This window comes from Acinetobacter cumulans (assembly GCF_003024525.3).
Taxonomy (GTDB): Bacteria; Pseudomonadota; Gammaproteobacteria; order Pseudomonadales; family Moraxellaceae; genus Acinetobacter; species Acinetobacter cumulans.
In genome coordinates this window covers 2,241,053-2,259,788 of record NZ_CP035934.2, presented here as the reverse complement: position 1 = coordinate 2,259,788, position 18,736 = coordinate 2,241,053, and the positions used below count along the sequence as shown (strand labels likewise).

The following is an 18,736-nucleotide window of genomic DNA, read 5'->3' as shown; positions in this document are numbered from 1 at the left end:
ATTTTGAAATATGGGAAATCCAAGAAAACCAACGGCATTGAAAGAGCTTGCAGGCAATCCAGGTAAACGTCCTTTGAATGAAGCCGAACCTGAATTTTTACCAGCCGAAACCATTGCCCCAGATTGGCTACAAGGTGAGGGCCTACACCAGTGGAACAAACTAGCCCCACAGATGGCCCTTAATAATTTGCTGAATGTTGCAACCGTTGAACCACTGGCGACCTACTGCGATTTATTGGGCGCATACATTGACAGCCGAAGAAATGGCGAAGTCCCAGACATGCGGATTTTTAACAGCTTGCGTTTGATGGCTAAGGAGTTCGGATTCACGCCAAGCAGTAAAGGCGGGATAGTTGCACCTGAAAAAGGAAAGAAAAATGACAAGTCCCGATTCTTTAGCTAACTATTATTTTGATGAAGAAGAAGCAGACAAAGTTATTGGATTCTTTGCTGAGTGCTTAACTCACTCTACAGGTCAGTGGCGTGGCAAACCTTTCGAGCTTTTAGACTGGCAGATTGATTATCTGCGAGAATTGTTCGGCTGGCGTAGAAAGGATAATCACAAAAGACGATACCGCCAAAGTGCTTTATTTATCAGCCGTAAACAAGGAAAAACCGAGCTGGCAGCAGCCATAGCACTGTATTGTTTACACTGTGAAAATGAACCGGCAGCACAGTGTTTTAATGTGGCAGCAGATACGGATCAGGCAGCACTTTGTTTTAATGCTGCAAAGGCCATGACTGAAAATGAACATGAGTTGGATAGCAGATCAGAGATTTATAAGCGATCAATTTTAGTTCCCAACAGTGGCAGCGTTTACCGTGTGCTATCGAGTTCAGCCAGTACCAAGCACGGTTTAAATGTGCATTATTGCGGTATTGATGAGCTGCACTGTATTGATGATCGGGAGCTGGTCGATGTGTTCACTACAGGCACACTGGCCCGAAACAATAGTTTGATTCTCTACACCAGCACAGCCGGATTTAATAAAAATTCGATTTGCTATGAAATCTGGGATTATGCACAAAAGGTACGTGATGGAATCATAGATGACCCAACATTTTTACCGTGCATTTATGAAGCCCCAGCAGATGCAGACTGGAAAGACCCTGCAACATGGCAGGCAGCTTGTCCAAGTATGGGCCACACTGTAGACCTGAGTTTTTATGAGCAAGAATGTTTAAAGGCCCAGCAAGTGCCAGCTTATGAAAACGTATTTCGTAGACTGTACTTGAACCAGTGGACTGAATCCGATAGCCGTTGGTTAAGTTCAACAGTCTGGGACCAGTGCAGCAGCGATTACTTCCCAGACCTTACAGGACAGCCATGCTATGCAGGTTTAGACCTTTCAAGCGTCCAGGACATTACGGCACTCGTTTTGACCTTTCCAAACATTGCAGGTAAGACCTACACAATGCCTTTCTTTTTTGTGCCAAAAGAACAAATTTGGGAACGATCCAGAAAAGACAAAGTTCCATATCCGCAATGGGTGGAGCAGGGCCATTTGATTGCAACAGATTCAAAAGCTGTAGATCAGCAAGCGATCCGGTTAAAGATTCATGAGCTGGGGGAAATCTACCAGATTAAAGAGATTGCTATCGACAGATGGAATGCCAGCCAATTGATGACAGACCTCGAAGCAGATGGCTTTGAAGTGGTCGGATTTGGTCAGGGATATGGCAGCATGAGCGCCCCAGCAAAACAGCTTGAAACGATGCTGATTAATGGCGACCTACAGCACCCGAATAACCCAGTTTTAAACTGGATGTGTGCCAATACCGTTGTCGAACAAGATGCAGCCGGAAACGTGAAGCCAAGTAAGAAAAAGAGTTCTGAAAAGATAGATGGGATTGTAGCCCTTTGCATGTCACTGGGGCGAGCAATGGCAAATATTGAATTAGACGTAAACGATTGCGAGGTAATTTTCTAATGAGTGAATTAGTTACTTTAGCTGAGATGAAACAGCATTTAAGAATCCTACATGATTTTGATGACACAACGATTCAAATTTATTTAGACAGTGCAGAGCAGCATATTAAAAACTTTCTTGGTGATGATTACGATAAAGTCGTAGTTACACCAGCTCCGATAAAATCAGCAATTCTACTACTAGGTGCAGACCTTTACCAAAATCGGACAATGCAAGCAGATCAGGCACTAAACAACAATCGAGCCTTTGATCTTCTTTTAAGTCCCTACATTACTAAAGAGGTGTTGTAATGAATATTGGTGCAATGAATAAACTTTGCATAGTTGAACATTTTAGTGGTGGAGGTCGTGACGAGGACGGCTACCCACTTCCAGAACAATGGACAGAGTTCACCAGATTGTACGGTGACTTCCAACCTTTAAGCAGTAGGGATTTAATCGCAGCACAAGCAGTACAGGTCAAAACTACAGCTAGACTGGTTACTCATTTCATTGATGGCATTAACTCAACTATGCGAGTCGTGATTCATGGATTAAGTTCTTCGCCAGTCACCTTCTCATTAGATGGAAACCCGCAGCAAGATTTAAAATCTAATCGGGAGTATTTAACTTTTAATTTAGTTGAAATGTGACTTTCTTGTACACTGGAGTGTACACAGAGTACATTTTTTTAATAATAACTTCAATTTATCAGCTATTTATATTTCTTTTAGGTATTGGATATACCTACCAAGATTTTAAAAAAGCAGAATCATTTCGATTCTGCTTTTTTTATGCATTGGATTATATAAAACTAAACGACACGATTCGTCGTGGTGGTAATTTAGTCGAATTGTATTCGTTATTAAAATTTTTATAATAAAATAAATAACTTCTGAAAAATAAATAAAATGGAACAGCTGAATCCATCCGATTTAAAAGCGATATTGCATTCAAAGCGGGCTAATCTTTACTACATTGAATATGCACGAGTGATGCAAAAAGATGGGCGCGTTTTATATTTAACTGAAGCTAAAAACGAAAATCAGTATTGGAATATTCCAATCGCGAATACTACCGTTCTTATGCTCGGCACAGGAACATCAATTACACAAGCTGCGATGCGCATGCTTGCGAGTGCAGGAGTATTAGTTGGCTTCTGTGGCGGTGGTGGCACACCACTCTTTATGGGCTGTGAAATTGAATGGATGACGCCACAAAGTGAGTATCGCCCGACTGAATATATGCAAGGTTGGATGCAATTTTGGTTTGATGATGCCAAACGCTTAGAGGTGGCAAAACAATTTCAATTGGCTCGAATTGAGTTTATTCAAAAAATTTGGTCTAAAGATCGAGACTTAAAAGAATATGGTTTTCATGTTGATGATCTGGACATTCAACAAGCGCTGAATAATTATACCGCAAAAATTTCACAGCAAAGCAAGGTTGGGGATTTACTTCTTGCTGAAGCAGCAACGACAAAGCAATTGTATAAAATTGCTGCCACACGTACAGGGCTGAAGGATTTTAGCCGTAATCCTGAGCAAGGGGATTTGGCGAATGACTTTTTGAATCATGGAAATTATCTTGCTTATGGCCTCGCTGCAACTACGCTTTGGGTACTAGGAATTCCACATGGCTTTGCGGTGATGCATGGTAAGACTCGACGTGGGGCTTTAGTTTTTGATATTGCAGATTTAATTAAAGATGCTGTGGTACTTCCATACGCATTTATCTGTGCCAAAGAAAAAATGACTGAGCAAGAATTCAGACAACAAATATTGCAGAAATTCACAGAGCATAAATGTTTGGACTTCATGTTTGATCAAGTGAAAGCGCAAGCTTGTAAGGATCATGGTGTGGATGGGGAAGCATTATGATTGTGACCTTCATTAGTCAATGTGAAAAGAAAGCCATTCCTAGAACCCGACGAGTATTGGATGCTTTTGCAGATCGAATTGGCGATAACACATGGCAAACCGTGATTACAGAAGATGGTCTAATCGCCGTAAAAAAGTTATTGCGTAAAACTGTGACTAAAAGTACTGCTGTGAGTTGTCATTGGATTCGGGGCAGACGACGTAGTGAGCTTTTGTGGATTGTAGGGAATAGGAATAAGTTTAATAACGAGGGAGTTGTGCCTGTAAATACAACACAGAAAAGTTTACAACAGTGGAAGTCTTCTCATTTGTGGCAAAATTTAGAGCTAGTCGCGATTGCTTCGGGGATCGCAGGATTATTTCATGATTTTGGCAAAGCAAATGCTCTGTTTCAGGCAAAATTAGATCCAAATATTAAAACAGACAAAGGATATGAGCCTTATCGACATGAATGGATATCATTAAAGATATTTGAATTATTTGTAAAAAATAAGGCTGATGATACATGGATGAATGAGTTATCTAACTTATCGAGTGAATCAGAAAAGCATTGGCTTAGTCATCTTGATGAAGTTAGAAATGTAACAACATTATCCGAAACTTTTAAGAACCTATCATCATTTGCTCAATTAATAGCGTGGTTGATAGTGACACATCATCGTTTACCACTATATCCATTTTTTCAAAATCAGCCACCTGTATTAAGCCATGAAAATTTAAGTCAATATTGGTTAAATGAATGTGATATCAAGTGGAATTCACCAAATATTGTGAAATTTGATTGGACAGAAGATGAAATTTCAAAAAATTGGAATTTTCCCTCAGGTTTACCAGTTCGTAGTCAAGAATGGTGTAATAAAGCACAATTATTATCAAAACGAGCCTTAAATCAGGCAATTAAGATTAAACAACTAGATTGGTTAAATGATCCTTTAACAATGCATCTATCGCGTTTGATTTTGATGCTGACAGATCATTGGTATTCTGCCCAAGATGCAAAAAAAGAATGGCAGGATCCTCAATATGTAGCATATGCAAATACAGATAAAGAGAGAAAATTTAAGCAAAAATTAGATGAACACAATTTAGCTGTTGGATTGTACTCCTATATTCATAGTCGAAAGCTTCCACAATTTATTTCTGAATTACCTGAATTAGGGATGAATCGAATTTTGGAACGCGGATTTGAAAATGCAGATCCTTTATTAAGTAAATGGCAAGATGAAGCTGTAAAATTGAGCAAAAAAATAAATTTACGCAGTAATGAGTGTGGTTTTTTTGGCATCAATATGGCATCTACAGGGAAAGGTAAAACAATAGCCAACGCCAGAATGATGTATGCGTTGGCGGATGTTGAAAAAGGTGCACGATTTAGTATTGCACTAGGGTTAAGAACGCTCACAACCCAAACAGGTGATGCTTTAAAACAAAACTTAAATTTAGATGACAGTGATATTGCCACCATTATTGGATCAAGTGCAGTACAAAGACTACAACGAGCCATGTAAGGAGATAAAAATATACAAGAACAGCAACAACTTCTAGAAGATTTAGAAAAAACAGAATTTGCAATGCGAGGTAGTGAGAGCCTTGAAGATACGGACGATCATTTTGACGTTGAATATCCTGAGATTGATCCAGAAAGCTTATTAAAAACGTGGTTTGAAAAAGATCCAAAGATTCAAAAACTGCTACATGCACCAATATTGGTGAGTACAATTGATTATTTAATCCCAGCCACTGAGAGTTTAAGAGGTGGTCGGCAAATTGCACCGATTTTAAGATTATTGAGTTCTGATCTAATTTTAGATCAACCTGATGAGTTTGGATTAGCTGATTTACCTGCACTTGCAAGGTTGGTCAATTGGGCGGGTTTATTAGGTGCAAAAGTATTACTATCAAGTGCTACTATTCCGCCTGCTATGGCTTTTGCACTGTATGAATCCTATTTGGAAGGAAGACAAAAGTATCAACAATCAATGCTTGGGCATCAAAGTCCTAAACCAATTGTGTGTGCATGGGTCGATGAATTTTCAGTAAAAACGATAGAAACGAATCATGTACCTGATTTTTGTAAAACACATACTACCTATGTAGATAAGAGGATTCAGCAGTTAGAAGCTGAAAAAAATACTTTAAGAAAAGCTAAAATTTTAGATATTGAAGCAGGGCAAAATATTCAAGAACGATTAGTAAATACTTTGTTAAAAGGAATTCAAGAAGCACATGTAAATCATCATCAAAAAAATCAGCAGGGTATTGAAATTTCTTTAGGTGTGATCCGTTTTGCAAACATTAATCCACTTGTTCATATTGCACAAGGCTTGTTAATCGAAGCTTTAGATGATGATACCTTACTTCATTTTTGTGTTTATCATAGCCAATTTACTCTCGCACAACGGTCAGCGATAGAGGAAAAACTAGATCGAATACTCAATCGGAAAGATGACAATAAAGTTTGGATTCAGCCAGAGATTCATCAAGCAATCAAAAACAATCCTTCTATTAAAAAACATATTTTTATTGTTCTTGCTACTTCAGTGTGCGAAGTCGGGCGTGATCATGATTATGATTGGGCGATCGCAGAACCAAGCTCGATGCGCTCTTTGGTTCAATTAGCAGGGCGAATTCAACGCCATCGTAAAAAAACTGTAAATCATGAAAATTTATTTATTTTAAATCAAAATATAAAGGCTTTACAGAGTCAAGAGATTGCATTTACGAAACCAGGATTTGAGGGGAATAAAGCAAGTCATCGAGCTTTACCACAAAATAAGGAAATCAAAAATTTACTTGTTTTAAAACAATATCAATATATTAATGCTGTGCCTAGCATTCAATTTGTCAAACCCCCAGCTGTACAAGACGTTCCGATATTTACAGACTTGATTAGCTTAGAACAAACAGCATACGCAATGACCTTGCTTGGGGTGCGAGAAGAAAAAAATAATGCACGTTTATGGTGGCGAAATTCACTGTCATGGAGTGGTGAATTACAACGAAGGCAGCCTTTTAGGCAATCAACTGCTGAAGATCGTTATTATCTCGTTCCGAACAGTATGGGGAAACTTTATTGGAATATGTATGATGACAAAGCGAAGACATTCATATGGGTTGATTATATTAGAAAGTATAAGGATTTAAATATTCACCCCAATAATCGAATTTGGTTTAGTTGTGATGAAAATGAGCGCTATGAAGAAATTCAGGATGTATTAGGTAGTTCAAATAAAAGTGTGATTTTAAATTATGGTGAAGTTTCTTTGCCAAGCAAAAAAGATATTCAATATTTTTACCACCCAGCTTTAGGTATTTTTTTAAATAAAAAATTATAGGAGATTGTCATGAATGTAGATATTGTACATGCAAGTATAGAGCTTTTTTTACGGCAGCGAATTGATAAAAAAGTAGAGGCGGAAAAGAAAAAACTAAAAGATGCTTTTACAGCAGATCATCTGTCAAAGATTCATAGTGATCATGAAATTGTTTCATGGATGAATTATATTGCCGATAATGCAAGTAAGGTAAGTTTAAATGTCAGCCATGTTGCGAAATTAACCCATTCTAGTAATAAAGCGATTATGAACCGTACCGGGTTTGTCGGAGACTCAGTATTCTGAGAGAATGTTCCGATGACCAAATTAAAATATACCCCTGAAATCAGAGAAAGAGCGGTTCAATTATTGATTGAATCTGAAAAAGACTATCCATCTAATTGGGCTGCGATCACAGCTATTGCGCCTAAGATTGGTTGTACTCCTGAAACACTTCGTGCTTGGCATCAAAAGCATTTAGATGAGCAAAATCCTATCAAAGTACAACAGATCTCTGATCAAGAAAAAATGAAGCAAATGGAACGTGAAATCAAAGAATTAAAGCGTGCCAATGAAATTCTGCGTAAAGCAGCCGCTTTTTTCGCCCAGGCGGAGCTCGACCGCCCACACAAATAATGGTGGATTTCATCCATAACAATAAGGCGTTATATGGTGTTGAGGCGATTTGTAGGATTTTACCGATCTCAGCCTCAACCTATTACCGGACTCTAGATCTCTGCGAAAACCCAGAACATCGAGCAAAGCGAGATCTACATGACTTGCATCATGCTGAACAAATTAAACGAATTTGGAAAGAAAGTTCAGGTCGATATGGTGTACGTAAAGTTTGGCAACAACTGAAACGTGAAGGTTATGTTATTGCACGCTGTACAGTGGTTCGCTTGATGAAGAAGCTAGGTATACAGGGTGTTTGGCGTGGGAAGAATAAATACACCACCCGTAGCCGAGATGATCAAAAAAGAGCGGATGATTTAGTGAAACGTAATTTTACTGCTGATTATCCTGACCCTTGCGAAGCAATGCTTCTCAGGTCGGTGACTTCACGTATATTCAAACTCATTCAGGCTGGGTCTATACCGCCTTTATTATTGATGTGTTCTCACGAGCGATTGTTGGATGGAAAGTATCAACACGTATGAATACAGACATGGTGCTCGATGCACTAGAGCAAGCATTGCATGACCGAGGTATGCCTAAGAATGTGATTCATCATAGTGACAGAGGTGTGCAATATCTTTCAATTCGCTATACCAATCGTTTAGAAGCAGCAAATTTACGAGCATCAGTCGGTACGACCGGTGATTCATACGATAATGCTTTGGCTGAAACAGTGAATGGGTTATACAAAACAGAGGTGATTGAATATTTAAAAGCAGACTGGCAAGGTTTAGCGGATGTACAACTTGCGACATTAAATTGGGTAGATTGGTTCAACAAAAAGCGTGTACACAGCGCATTGGGTTATGTATCGCCTTTTGAGTTTGAAGCAATGTACTATGATAAGATTAACCCGTTAGGTCACGTGGCCTAACTTAAATAAAAATGTCTCCGACAAACCCGGTACGGTTCAGTGCTGAAGATGATCAGCATTTTATCGTTGCAAATTTAATTCGGGGTGGCGTATTTGGTGGGAATGATTAATGGCTAAGTACTTTCAAGAACTTACCCTAATTGATCAAGTGGAAATTTCACCTTATCACATTTGGTCAAAGCTTTATACACAGTTACATATTGCTTTGGCTGAAATAAAAGATGTTAATGACAAGGTCAGTATTGGTGTATCTTTTCCTCAATATATTTTTGAAGAAAAGACCGATCAACAAAAAGCCAAAGTCAACTTAGGTAAAAAATTACGCTTATTTGCTCAATCTGAATCCGATTTAGCAAAATTGGATATCCGAAAATGGCTAGAACGTTTAGAAGATTATGTACATATTACTTCTATCCGTGAAGTACCTAGCGAAATCAAAGGCTACGCAGTTTATAAACGTAAACAAGTTAAAACCAATGTACAGCGTTTGGCTCGTCACCGTGTAAAACGTGGTGATATTGGCTTTGATGAAGCACTTGCTCGATATAGCAATGTGGTGACAACAACCAACTTGCCGTATATCGAAATGAAAAGTTTAAGTACGTCTGATCAGCAAAGTGAAAAACGTTTTAAATTATTTATCGAAAAGCAATCTGCTGATAAATCTGAAAATCAGGTTTTTAGCACTTATGGATTAAGTTCCGAATCATCGGTACCCGAATTTTAACCCAATATTTTTTTACTCTTTAACAGCTTAATAAAATCAATAAGTTATGATAGTGGTTTAAACCTTGGGTCTTTTTATAGATTTAAGGGTTAAACTGCTGTTATAGCTTTATTTTTTGCTATAAAATTACTGTTCACTGCCATGTAGGCAGCTTAGAAAAATCAAGAATGCCATCCATGGCAATCTCAGAAGTTCACTGCCATGTAGGCAGCTTAGAAATTCGGGTGGTTTTTTATTAGCTCTAACTTTACGTTCACTGCCATGTAGGCAGCTTAGAAATTTCCGACTTTTAAGAATAAATTTAAATATGTGTTCACTGCCATGTAGGCAGCTTAGAAAAAGTGGCAGACCGTTTACCTTTGCATCGGTTAGTTCACTGCCATGTAGGCAGCTTAGAAAATGCTTTAAACATAAATTTCTTAGCCCAAACCGTTCACTGCCATGTAGGCAGCTTAGAAACCAAGTTTCAGCCAGTTCTTCCTGGTCAATCCAGTTCACTGCCATGTAGGCAGCTTAGAAACTCAAAGGTAAACGGCTAACAGGTTCATTTGGTGTTCACTGCCATGTAGGCAGCTTAGAAAATAAAAATGCATCACGTGCATTCGGTACAGCTGTTCACTGCCATGTAGGCAGCTTAGAAATAAACCAATCGGCATGATCGATATACCTATTTGTTCACTGCCATGTAGGCAGCTTAGAAATCATTAAATCCGGACCACTCCCATTGATTGTTGTTCACTGCCATGTAGGCAGCTTAGAAAATTAGGGGTGGCGGCATTTTAATTTCAGCTTCGTTCACTGCCATGTAGGCAGCTTAGAAAAATGATTCACGTCATTAATTCGCGCTGTATTTGTTCACTGCCATGTAGGCAGCTTAGAAAATTCAGTGTGTCATTGGCAGAACCACCTAATAGTTCACTGCCATGTAGGCAGCTTAGAAATGGAGTAGCTGAAATTAAAGTAATCATGTTGTGTTCACTGCCATGTAGGCAGCTTAGAAAAGCACTCACTTAAACAGCTTTTGAGCTACGTTGTTCACTGCCATGTAGGCAGCTTAGAAATATCACAAAGGTACTACCTACAACTCCTAACCTAATTATTTACAGATAACTAAATTTTCAAACATAAAAAAGCCCTAACACGAATTAGGGCCAATTTATGCAAGCTTTGGGTTTAAGTTTTAAACCGCTTCAGCTTCTAAAATTTCAAAATCATGGGTAATTTCTACGCCACCGTCCATGAGCATTTTGCTCGCAGAACAATATTTTTCAGCAGAAAGCTCAACCGCTTTCGCCACTTGCTTTTCTTTTACACCTTTACCTGTAACTACAAAGTGCAAATGAATTTTGGTAAATACAGCAGGAATTGTGTCTGCACGTTCAGCGCTTAAGTCACAACGAACGGCTGTAATATCTTGGCGTGCTTTCTTTAAAATGGTCACAATATCAAAAGAAGCGCAACCACCAAGGCCATTCAAAATCAATTCCATTGGACGCGGACCGCGATTTTCACCGCCGTATTCTGCCGAACCATCCATGATTATGCTATGACCGCTCTGAGTTTTTGCCTCAAATGCAACATTCTCTAGCCAATGAACACTTGTTTGCATTGCAAGTCCCTAAAAAAAGCTATAAATTTACGAAGTACCTGTACACTAACATAAATTGAGCTGATAAGGAATTTCATCTCTTGCGTGTGACACGTTCATTTTAGGTCTTGTGCGATCTATAAATTATCCATATTCGGAACTGTTAGCATGACTTCAAACTTTTCACAACTTAGCACAGATGCACTGTCACCTGGCCAACTACCAGACTCAGTGAAAGCATTATTAAAACGTGCATATATCAACCGTTACCCAAAACGTACAACGATCGTTGATGCAGGGTCAGAATCTAAATCTTTGTATTTAATTCTGAAGGGGTCTGTATCCATCATTCTTCGTGAAGACGATGAGCGTGAAATTGTCGTAGCATATTTAAATGCGGGTGACTTTTTTGGGGAAATGGGTCTATTCGAAACGAATGCACAACGTACTGCGGAAGTCCGTACGCGCGATGTGTGTGAAATTGCCGAAGTGACTTATGAAAACTTCCACGAACTCAGCAAGCAATATCCAGACTTGAGCTATGCTGTATTTGCACAGTTGGTCCGTCGTTTGAAAAATACGACACGTAAAGTGACTGACTTAGCATTTATTGACGTATCAGGCCGTATCGCGCGCTGTTTGATCGATCTATCTTCGCAGCCAGAAGCGATGATTCTTCCAAATGGCCGTCAAATCCGTATTACACGTCAAGAAATTGGCCGTATTGTGGGTTGTTCGCGTGAAATGGTTGGCCGTGTTCTAAAAACGCTTGAAGAACAAGGCATGATCGAAACAGATGGTAAAGCAATTCTTATTTTTGATGCTTCATTAGAACAAAATAATGACTTCACATCTGAAGAATTTGATGACGAAGAATAAGCTCTTCTGAATCACTAAAAAAGCAAATCTTCGGATTTGCTTTTTTTATATCTTGAATTTTTAAATGCTGAAAAATTCAACGACATCACATGTGCAGTTTTCTGCAAAACTTGGATAAAAATATGATTTTTGCCAAGGGAATAATTAGAGTAGTCTTAAATTGGATTGAACAAGACCTTATTTAAAGTTCAGGCTCATTGAATTGAGTACGAACATGGAAGTAAACAATATGCAATATAAAGCACTGGGCCAATCTGGCATTCTGGTTCCTGAAATTTGTCTAGGCACAATGACCTTTGGTGAACAAAACACTCAAGCCGAAGGTTTTGCACAATTAGACTATGCCTTAGCGCATGGTATAAATTTTTGGGATACGGCTGAAATGTATCCAGTACCACCCAAGCCTGAAACGCAAGGTTCAACCGAACAAGTCATAGGCAATTGGTTGGCACAGCATGGTGGCCGAGACAAAATTATTTTAGCCAGCAAAATTGCAGGACCTTCACAGGGCGGTAGTCAAATTCGAAATGGTCAAACCCGCTTTATTGCCAGTGAAATTGAATCTGCGCTTGATGGTTCTTTAAAACGCTTACAAACAGACTATATCGATTTATACCAATTGCACTGGCCACAGCGCCCAGCCAATTTCTTTGGCACATTGGGTTATGGCAATGCAGAAGCCAATGATCCACGAGAAGTCACAGCACTTGAAGAAACCCTAGTTGCATTGAGTGACGAAGTTAAAAAAGGCCGTATCCGTCATATAGGCTTATCTAATGAAACGCCGTGGGGCACTTTAAAGTTTTTACATCTGGCAGAAAAGCTTGGCCTTGAAAAAATAGTCAGTGTACAAAATCCATATAGCTTGCTTAATCGTAGTTATGAAATTGGTATGTCTGAAATTGCTAAGTATGAGGGCGTAGGCTTATTGGCTTATTCACCCTTGGCATTTGGTTATTTAACGGGTAAATTCCGCCATGGCGCGCGTCCAGCCAATGCACGTGTGACTTTGTACTCACGCTTTAGTCGTTATAGCAACCCAGAGAGTGAATGGGCGACCGAGCAGTATGCGCAACTTGCTGAACAACATTGTCTCAGCCTGACTCAATTGGCATTGGCTTTTATTAAACAGCAGTTCTTTGTCAGCAGTACCATTATTGGCGCAACCAATTTAGATCAACTCAAAGAAAATATTGATGCCTTCAACATAGATCTTTCGGCAGAGCAATTACAAGGGATTGAAGCAATTCATCGCCAACAGCCAAACCCAGCACCTTAATTATAGGTAGATGTCTACCGCTAAAATGCCTTCCAATTGAGAAGGCATTTTAAATTTTGATTTTCATTTTTATCAATGAAGCATAAGTGAGTGCCATGTTCATTACAGTGCAATAAAAAAATGCCATAAGATTGTACTGAAATGCCAATGTCGTCTAGCGGATATAAGCGCATATTAAGCGAATACGATCTCGTCTTTTATACAGTGCGATACAGATTTTGATGTGCCAATCTAAGGTTTAGGGCTGAGCTAAGATTTTTTTAAATCCACTGCTTGAAATTATGATCAATTGTACCAATATTAATATTGAGTTATATCTAAAATATAAATTAAGTTTTTAAAAAATATAATAAAAATAATCTTGAAATACCCAATTTCACACCCATATATGTATCAAGTTAAAAATTTGTTGTGAGGAATAACAAGAATGCGTTTTGAAAAATTCACAAACCGCCTACAGCAAGCATTATCTGATGCACAATCATTGGCTGCGGGCAAAGATCATACGGCAATTGAAGGCATTCATATTTTATCGGTACTACTTGAAGAGCCGTCAAATCAAAGCCTACTTCAGCAAGCAGGTGCGAATTTAATTGAGCTTAAAGCCAAGCTACAGCAAGCGATGAAAGATGCAGCTACGCTGGCAAATCCAACAGGGGATATTAATCTAAACCCAGATGCAGTAAAGGCACTCAACCTCGCGGATAGTTTTGCCCAAAAAGCGGGTGATGAGTTTCTTTCTACGGATTGGGTGCTATTGGCCTTAGTAGAAACAGGTAAAACAAAAAGTATTTTAAATAGTGTGGGCGTAACAGCAGACAAGTTACGTACATCAATCGAACACATTCGAGGTGGCGAAGCAGTGATGAGTAATAACCACGAAGATCAACGTGATTCACTCAATAAATATACCCTAGACTTAAATGCACGCGCATTAGAAGGGAAACTCGATCCAGTTATCGGGCGTGACGAAGAAATTCGCCGTACCATTCAGGTGTTATCACGTCGTAGCAAAAATAACCCTGTGCTGATTGGTGAGCCAGGTGTGGGTAAAACCGCAATTGTTGAGGGGTTAGCGCAGCGTATTGTGAATGGTGAAGTGCCTGAAAGCCTCAAAGGTAAGCGTGTCTTATCTCTTGACCTTGGTGCGTTGTTAGCAGGTGCAAAATACCGTGGTGAGTTTGAAGAACGTCTTAAAGCCGTTCTGAAAGATCTAGCTAAATACGATGGTGAAATCATTTTGTTCATCGACGAATTACACACGCTGGTAGGCGCAGGCAAGGGCGATGGCGCAATGGATGCAGGCAACATGCTTAAACCTGCTCTTGCGCGCGGTGAGCTCCGTTGTGTCGGTGCTACGACTCTAGATGAATACCGTCAATTTATCGAAAAAGATGCAGCTTTAGAACGTCGTTTCCAAAAGGTGTTGGTCGATGAGCCAAGCGTAGAAGATACGATTGCCATTTTACGTGGCTTGAAAGATAAATACGCGACGCATCATGGTGTGCAAATTCTAGACTCAGCAATTATCGCTGCGGCAAAAATGTCACACCGTTATATTACAGATCGTCAATTGCCAGACAAAGCTATTGATTTGATTGATGAAGCGGCATCGCGGATTAAAATGGAAATTGACTCAAAACCTGAGCCATTGGACCGTTTAGACCGTCGTTTAATTCAGTTAAAAATGCAACTTGAAGCGGTGAAAAAAGATGCAGACTCTGTATCTAAAGTAGAAGTTGAACACCTTGAAAAGCAAATTGCTGAAGTTCAAAAAGAATATAGCGATTTAGAAGAGGTTTGGATTGCTGAAAAACGCTTAGTTGATGGGACCAATCAAGCTCAAATTGAGTTAGATAAAGCCCGTACAGCATTTGAAAAAGCACAACGTGAAGGTGATTTAGCCGAAGCAAGTCGTTTGCAATATGGTGTGATTCCAGAGTTACAAAAACGCCTGAATGAAGAGGAAGTCGCAGAAGTGAATGAGGAACCTAAACTCATTCGTACCAAAGTGACTGAAAATGAAATTGCCGAAGTCGTCAGTGCTGCTACAGGTATACCCGTGGCAAAAATGCTTCAGGGTGAACGTGAGAAGTTACTCCAAATGGAAACATTCTTGCATAACCGTGTGGTAGGTCAGGACGAAGCTGTGGTTGCTGTGTCTAATGCAGTACGACGTTCACGTGCAGGTTTATCCGATCCAAACCGTCCAAGCGGTTCATTTTTATTCCTTGGGCCAACGGGTGTAGGTAAAACTGAATTAACCAAAGCTTTGGGTAATTTCCTATTTGACAGTGACGATTCGATTATTCGAATTGATATGTCAGAATTTATGGAAAAACATTCGGTGAGTCGTCTCGTTGGTGCACCTCCGGGCTATGTTGGTTATGAAGAAGGCGGTGTGTTGACTGAAGCTGTGCGCCGTAAACCATATAGTATTGTGTTGTTTGATGAAGTTGAAAAAGCGCATCCAGATGTATTTAACATCTTATTGCAAGTCTTGGATGATGGTCGTTTGACTGACTCACAAGGGCGCTTAATCGACTTTAAAAATACGGTGATTGTCATGACTTCGAACCTAGGTTCAAGTGATGTACGAGAACTGGGCGACAATGCAAGCGATGACGAAGTCAGAGCTGTGGTGATGGCTGCAGTGAGTGAACATTTCCGTCCGGAGTTTATTAACCGTATTGATGAGTTGGTGGTGTTCCACTCACTGAAAAAAGCACAAATCCGTGGTATTGCCGACATTCAATTGAATCGTTTACGTGCTCGATTAAGTGATAAAGATATGAGTTTATCCGTAGATGACAGTGCATTTGATCAATTGATTGAGGCAGGTTTTGATCCATTATATGGTGCTCGACCATTGAAACGTGCGATTCAACAACAAGTGGAAAATAGCTTGGCGCAAAAAATATTATCGGGTGAATTTGTTCCTGGTGATACGATTTTGATCCAAGGTATAGATGGTGAACTTCAATTTTCAAAAATGAAATTAAGTTAAATAAATCACACTTTTAATAATAATCATGAAACCAATCTATTTTAACTAGGTTGGTTTTTTTACATTCATCGCATTTATTGTTGAAATACGTAAAGCAGATTGCATTTCAATATTTGAACGCTCTAATATGATTCGCGGTCGTCGAGACCACATGAGCCAAAGATAAAAAACAAAAAATAAAACCTGCTGGATAGCAGATAAAAAGGAAGTTGAAAAATGATGGAATTTAAACTCTGGCGTCAGCTGAAACGCGAGCCATATAGTGAATACCGCAATTCAGATTCAATTACAGTGAAAGAGCTCAAACGAATGTATGGCATATATAAAAAATATTATGCCAATACACGCTACGAAATTTTTGAAAAGGACTTTCTCGAAAAAACTGGTGTATTTTTAATTATTGAGCCTGTTAATAAGCAAATTGTGGGCTTTTCTACAGTAACCGAGCGTGATTTTGTTGTGAATGGTAAAGCGCGACATGCCTTTTTTAGTGGTGATACCATTATTGAAAAAGAGTATTGGGGCAATCGTGCGCTGACACGTGCAATGTATCGCTATATTGTGAGCTTTAAATTACGTTATCCATTGGTACCTGTGTACTGGATTCTCATTTCCAAAGGCTTTAAAACCTATCTGCTGTTGGCCAATAACTATTACAGCTACTATCCACACTATGGTGCTAAAAATAGTCATCTTAAAGATTTTGTAGAGTCTTATTGCAAAGAATATTTTGCAGAATACTATAATGGTGAAACAGGGCTACTGAATTTTGGTGAAGATTACCAACCCCTAAAAGCCGATGTCGCACCAATTTCCAATGAGATGCGTCAAAACAACACAAAAATTGCTTTCTTTGAAGAGAAAAATCCAACATGGGTTCAAGGTACGGAATTACCATGTGTTGGGGAGTTACGCTGGAGTGACTTGTATCGCTACGTCAGTCGATTTATGACCAAAACAGTGAGCGCGAGTAAGCATGACAGTAAATTTATACCTAAGCGAATGCTACGAGTTGAAACCATGAGTTCAGATTCGAAGGTGGCATAAGTTATGGGAATGATACTTGCGGCCTCGCATCGGGTTTTGGAGCTTGCCTGTCGTAAAGCGTATTTACGTTACCGCTTACAGGCTGATCAATTAGAAAAAGTACAGCGCAAAAAGCTCAAACAGTTTCTAAAAGAAAATTATTCGCAAAATTTAAGTTATGAAGATTTTGCGAAAAAGTTTCCATTAACGCGATATACAGATTGGAAAGATAAAATTGAACAGTCGCGCCAAAGTGGAAAAAACCATTTGGCAGCCAGTAAGGTGATTCGTTTTCAGCCTACAAGTGGTTCTAGCGAGGCACTCAAGTTCATTCCTTATACGCAAAATTTTTTAAATGAACTCGATGAAGCCATAGGTCTATGGCTCACTAGTTTATATCGACAACATCCACAACTCAAAAATTCGACACATTATTGGTCGGTGTCTTGGTTGCCAGAAAGTCAGCGCCAGTTACTCGAAAATAGTAACTTAAATGATGATAGTGCATTGCTGAATGTGACAAAGCGTTTTTTAAGTAAAGTAACTCAAGCTGTGCCTGTAGAAATTGCGATGGCGGAAACAGCAGAGGATGCCATGTTTGCAACGGTGACCTATTTGGTTGCTGATAAAAACTTGGGCATGATTTCGGTATGGAGTCCAACCTTTGCCTTGCAATTACTTGATATGGTACAGGAGCACCAAGAGGAAATATCTGCTGTGCTTCGAAGTGGGCAATGGCAACGCAAAGATTTAAATTTTTTACAGGCACCAAAATCATGTGAGCAAAGTTATAAGCTCAACTTGATGGATTTTTCCAACCCCAAGTGCTGGAAAAAGTTATGGCCAAAGCTTAGTTTGATTTCTAGCTGGGATACTGCGAGTGCACAGCAATGGGCATTACAACTGCAACAACGCATTGCAGATGTTGCTTTTGAAGGCAAAGGCCTATGGGCAACTGAAGGCGTGGTGACAATTCCATTTGCAGACAAATTTCCACTCAGTTATCAGTCGCATTTTTATGAGTTTTTATTACAAGATACGGTGCAAGCCATTCCTGCATGGCGCTTAAAAAAAGGCGATATTGTAAGTCCAGTGATTACGACGGGTTCTGGCCTGACCCGCTATGTGATTGACGATGAATTAGAGGTGATCGACTTTTATCATGATGTACCATGCTTCCGTTTTTTAGGGCGCAAAATGACCGTCGATTTGGTTGGTGAAAAGCTTGATCATAGTGCTGCAATCAAAGTACTGGCCGAATTTAAACAAGATGACTATTTGCCAATTAGTATTTTAGGTATTGAAAACTGTACACAAAAAAAACCGCACTACGTCATGCTCAGTGAGGGTGATCAGGCTAAAGTGCCGAGTGTGCAGGCGCTAGACCAGCTGTTAAAACAAAATTTTCATTATGAATTGGCGCGTGATTTGGGCCAATTAGATGAGCCTGAAATTAAACATGTAGCAGATGCTTGGGATTATTACAAAACCCTAGCCATGAAAAATGGCATGATTGAAGGCAATATTAAGCCTGAGCCGTTAAAGAAAATGAAAACAAAAATAATTTGAGAATAC

General features: G+C 39.3%; 15 protein-coding genes, 1 pseudogene, 1 CRISPR repeat array and 1 other annotated feature. Of the genes and pseudogenes, 15 read left to right on the top strand and 1 reads right to left on the bottom strand.

Features of this window, described 5'->3' with window-relative positions; genetic code table 11:
- The first annotated feature begins 10 nt into the window (after positions 1–10).
- The 10 genes and pseudogenes from C9E88_RS17850 to cas6f all read left to right on the top strand — a co-directional run bounded on the left by C9E88_RS17850 (position 11) and on the right by cas6f (position 9,382).
- Positions 11–403 (top strand): P27 family phage terminase small subunit, encoded by a 393-nt coding sequence (locus C9E88_RS17850; protein ID WP_106984737.1) that lies wholly within the window; start codon positions 11–13, stop codon positions 401–403.
- Complete coding sequence (locus tag C9E88_RS10740; RefSeq protein WP_106984738.1) at positions 378–1,931, top strand: terminase large subunit; 1,554 nt, start codon at positions 378–380, stop codon at positions 1,929–1,931. Before C9E88_RS17850 ends, C9E88_RS10740 begins: the two co-directional genes overlap by 26 nt.
- Complete coding sequence (locus C9E88_RS10735; protein WP_106984739.1) at positions 1,931–2,221, top strand: head-tail connector protein; 291 nt, start codon at positions 1,931–1,933, stop codon at positions 2,219–2,221. Before C9E88_RS10740 ends, C9E88_RS10735 begins: the two co-directional genes overlap by 1 nt.
- Positions 2,221–2,562: a phage head closure protein gene (locus tag C9E88_RS10730; protein ID WP_106984740.1), complete on the top strand. Its 342-nt coding sequence runs from the start codon at positions 2,221–2,223 to the stop codon at positions 2,560–2,562. The genes C9E88_RS10735 and C9E88_RS10730 overlap by 1 nt, the downstream gene beginning before the upstream one ends.
- Before the next feature lie 258 nt (positions 2,563–2,820).
- Entirely contained in the window at positions 2,821–3,789 is a 969-nt protein-coding gene (cas1f, locus tag C9E88_RS10725) for a type I-F CRISPR-associated endonuclease Cas1f (protein ID WP_106984741.1), read from the top strand.
- Positions 3,786–5,297, top strand: coding sequence for a hypothetical protein (locus tag C9E88_RS17845; RefSeq protein ID WP_227865784.1), 1,512 nt, complete (start codon positions 3,786–3,788; stop codon positions 5,295–5,297). The genes cas1f and C9E88_RS17845 overlap by 4 nt, the downstream gene beginning before the upstream one ends.
- Positions 5,298–5,360: 63 nt before the next feature.
- Positions 5,361–7,124, top strand: coding sequence for a hypothetical protein (locus tag C9E88_RS17840; protein WP_227865782.1), 1,764 nt, complete (start codon positions 5,361–5,363; stop codon positions 7,122–7,124).
- A 9-nt stretch (positions 7,125–7,133) separates the two neighbouring features.
- On the top strand, positions 7,134–7,409 hold the full coding sequence (locus C9E88_RS10715; protein WP_120365968.1) for a hypothetical protein: 276 nt from the start codon (positions 7,134–7,136) through the stop codon (positions 7,407–7,409).
- Positions 7,410–7,421: 12 nt separating this feature from the next.
- Positions 7,422–8,655 (top strand): annotated as a pseudogene (locus C9E88_RS10710) (IS3 family transposase).
- Positions 7,697–7,814, top strand: a sequence feature (AL1L pseudoknot). It overlaps the preceding pseudogene by 118 nt.
- Positions 8,656–8,764: 109 nt before the next feature.
- The gene (gene cas6f / locus C9E88_RS10705) at positions 8,765–9,382 is read left to right on the top strand and encodes a type I-F CRISPR-associated endoribonuclease Cas6/Csy4 (protein ID WP_106986725.1); all 618 of its coding nucleotides are present in this window, start codon (positions 8,765–8,767) and stop codon (positions 9,380–9,382) included.
- A 131-nt stretch (positions 9,383–9,513) separates the two neighbouring features.
- Positions 9,514–10,443: direct repeats of the CRISPR family, unit length 28 nt; unit sequence GTTCACTGCCATGTAGGCAGCTTAGAAA.
- Between the two features lie 119 nt (positions 10,444–10,562).
- Here cas6f and C9E88_RS10700 read toward each other — a convergent pair.
- Positions 10,563–10,991, bottom strand: a complete 429-nt coding sequence (locus tag C9E88_RS10700) for an OsmC family protein (protein ID WP_106986726.1) — start codon at positions 10,989–10,991, stop codon at positions 10,563–10,565.
- Between the two features lie 147 nt (positions 10,992–11,138).
- Between C9E88_RS10700 and crp the strand changes: the two genes are divergently transcribed.
- The 5 genes from crp (at position 11,139) to C9E88_RS10675 (ending at position 18,730) form a co-directional block, all read left to right on the top strand.
- Positions 11,139–11,849 (top strand): cAMP-activated global transcriptional regulator CRP, encoded by a 711-nt coding sequence (crp, locus tag C9E88_RS10695; RefSeq protein ID WP_106986727.1) that lies wholly within the window; start codon positions 11,139–11,141, stop codon positions 11,847–11,849.
- A 229-nt stretch (positions 11,850–12,078) separates the two neighbouring features.
- Complete coding sequence (locus tag C9E88_RS10690; protein WP_106986732.1) at positions 12,079–13,128, top strand: NADP(H)-dependent aldo-keto reductase; 1,050 nt, start codon at positions 12,079–12,081, stop codon at positions 13,126–13,128.
- Positions 13,129–13,555: 427 nt separating this feature from the next.
- Positions 13,556–16,135 (top strand): ATP-dependent chaperone ClpB, encoded by a 2,580-nt coding sequence (clpB, locus tag C9E88_RS10685; RefSeq protein WP_106986728.1) that lies wholly within the window; start codon positions 13,556–13,558, stop codon positions 16,133–16,135.
- A 216-nt stretch (positions 16,136–16,351) separates the two neighbouring features.
- Positions 16,352–17,182 (top strand): hypothetical protein, encoded by an 831-nt coding sequence (locus C9E88_RS10680; protein WP_106986729.1) that lies wholly within the window; start codon positions 16,352–16,354, stop codon positions 17,180–17,182.
- A 3-nt stretch (positions 17,183–17,185) separates the two neighbouring features.
- Positions 17,186–18,730 (top strand): GH3 family acyl-acid amido synthetase, encoded by a 1,545-nt coding sequence (locus C9E88_RS10675; protein ID WP_106986730.1) that lies wholly within the window; start codon positions 17,186–17,188, stop codon positions 18,728–18,730.
- Positions 18,731–18,736 lie beyond the last annotated feature (6 nt).

Excerpts from the sequence above, each read along its gene's own strand:
- cas6f (WP_106986725.1), top strand. The coding sequence starts at position 8,765 with ATGGCTAAGTACTTTCAAGAACTTACCCTAATTGATCAAGTGGAAATT.
- C9E88_RS10690 (WP_106986732.1), top strand. The coding sequence starts at position 12,079 with ATGCAATATAAAGCACTGGGCCAATCTGGCATTCTGGTTCCTGAAATT.
- cas1f (WP_106984741.1), top strand. The coding sequence starts at position 2,821 with ATGGAACAGCTGAATCCATCCGATTTAAAAGCGATATTGCATTCAAAG.
- C9E88_RS17850 (WP_106984737.1), top strand. The coding sequence starts at position 11 with ATGGGAAATCCAAGAAAACCAACGGCATTGAAAGAGCTTGCAGGCAAT.
- C9E88_RS10740 (WP_106984738.1), top strand. The coding sequence starts at position 378 with ATGACAAGTCCCGATTCTTTAGCTAACTATTATTTTGATGAAGAAGAA.
- C9E88_RS10735 (WP_106984739.1), top strand. The coding sequence starts at position 1,931 with ATGAGTGAATTAGTTACTTTAGCTGAGATGAAACAGCATTTAAGAATC.
- C9E88_RS17845 (WP_227865784.1), top strand. The coding sequence starts at position 3,786 with ATGATTGTGACCTTCATTAGTCAATGTGAAAAGAAAGCCATTCCTAGA.
- C9E88_RS10715 (WP_120365968.1), top strand. The coding sequence starts at position 7,134 with ATGAATGTAGATATTGTACATGCAAGTATAGAGCTTTTTTTACGGCAG.
- C9E88_RS10730 (WP_106984740.1), top strand. The coding sequence starts at position 2,221 with ATGAATATTGGTGCAATGAATAAACTTTGCATAGTTGAACATTTTAGT.
- C9E88_RS10700 (WP_106986726.1), bottom strand. The coding sequence starts at position 10,991 with ATGCAAACAAGTGTTCATTGGCTAGAGAATGTTGCATTTGAGGCAAAA.
- clpB (WP_106986728.1), top strand. The coding sequence starts at position 13,556 with ATGCGTTTTGAAAAATTCACAAACCGCCTACAGCAAGCATTATCTGAT.
- crp (WP_106986727.1), top strand. The coding sequence starts at position 11,139 with ATGACTTCAAACTTTTCACAACTTAGCACAGATGCACTGTCACCTGGC.
- C9E88_RS17840 (WP_227865782.1), top strand. The coding sequence starts at position 5,361 with ATGCGAGGTAGTGAGAGCCTTGAAGATACGGACGATCATTTTGACGTT.
- C9E88_RS10675 (WP_106986730.1), top strand. The coding sequence starts at position 17,186 with ATGGGAATGATACTTGCGGCCTCGCATCGGGTTTTGGAGCTTGCCTGT.
- C9E88_RS10680 (WP_106986729.1), top strand. The coding sequence starts at position 16,352 with ATGATGGAATTTAAACTCTGGCGTCAGCTGAAACGCGAGCCATATAGT.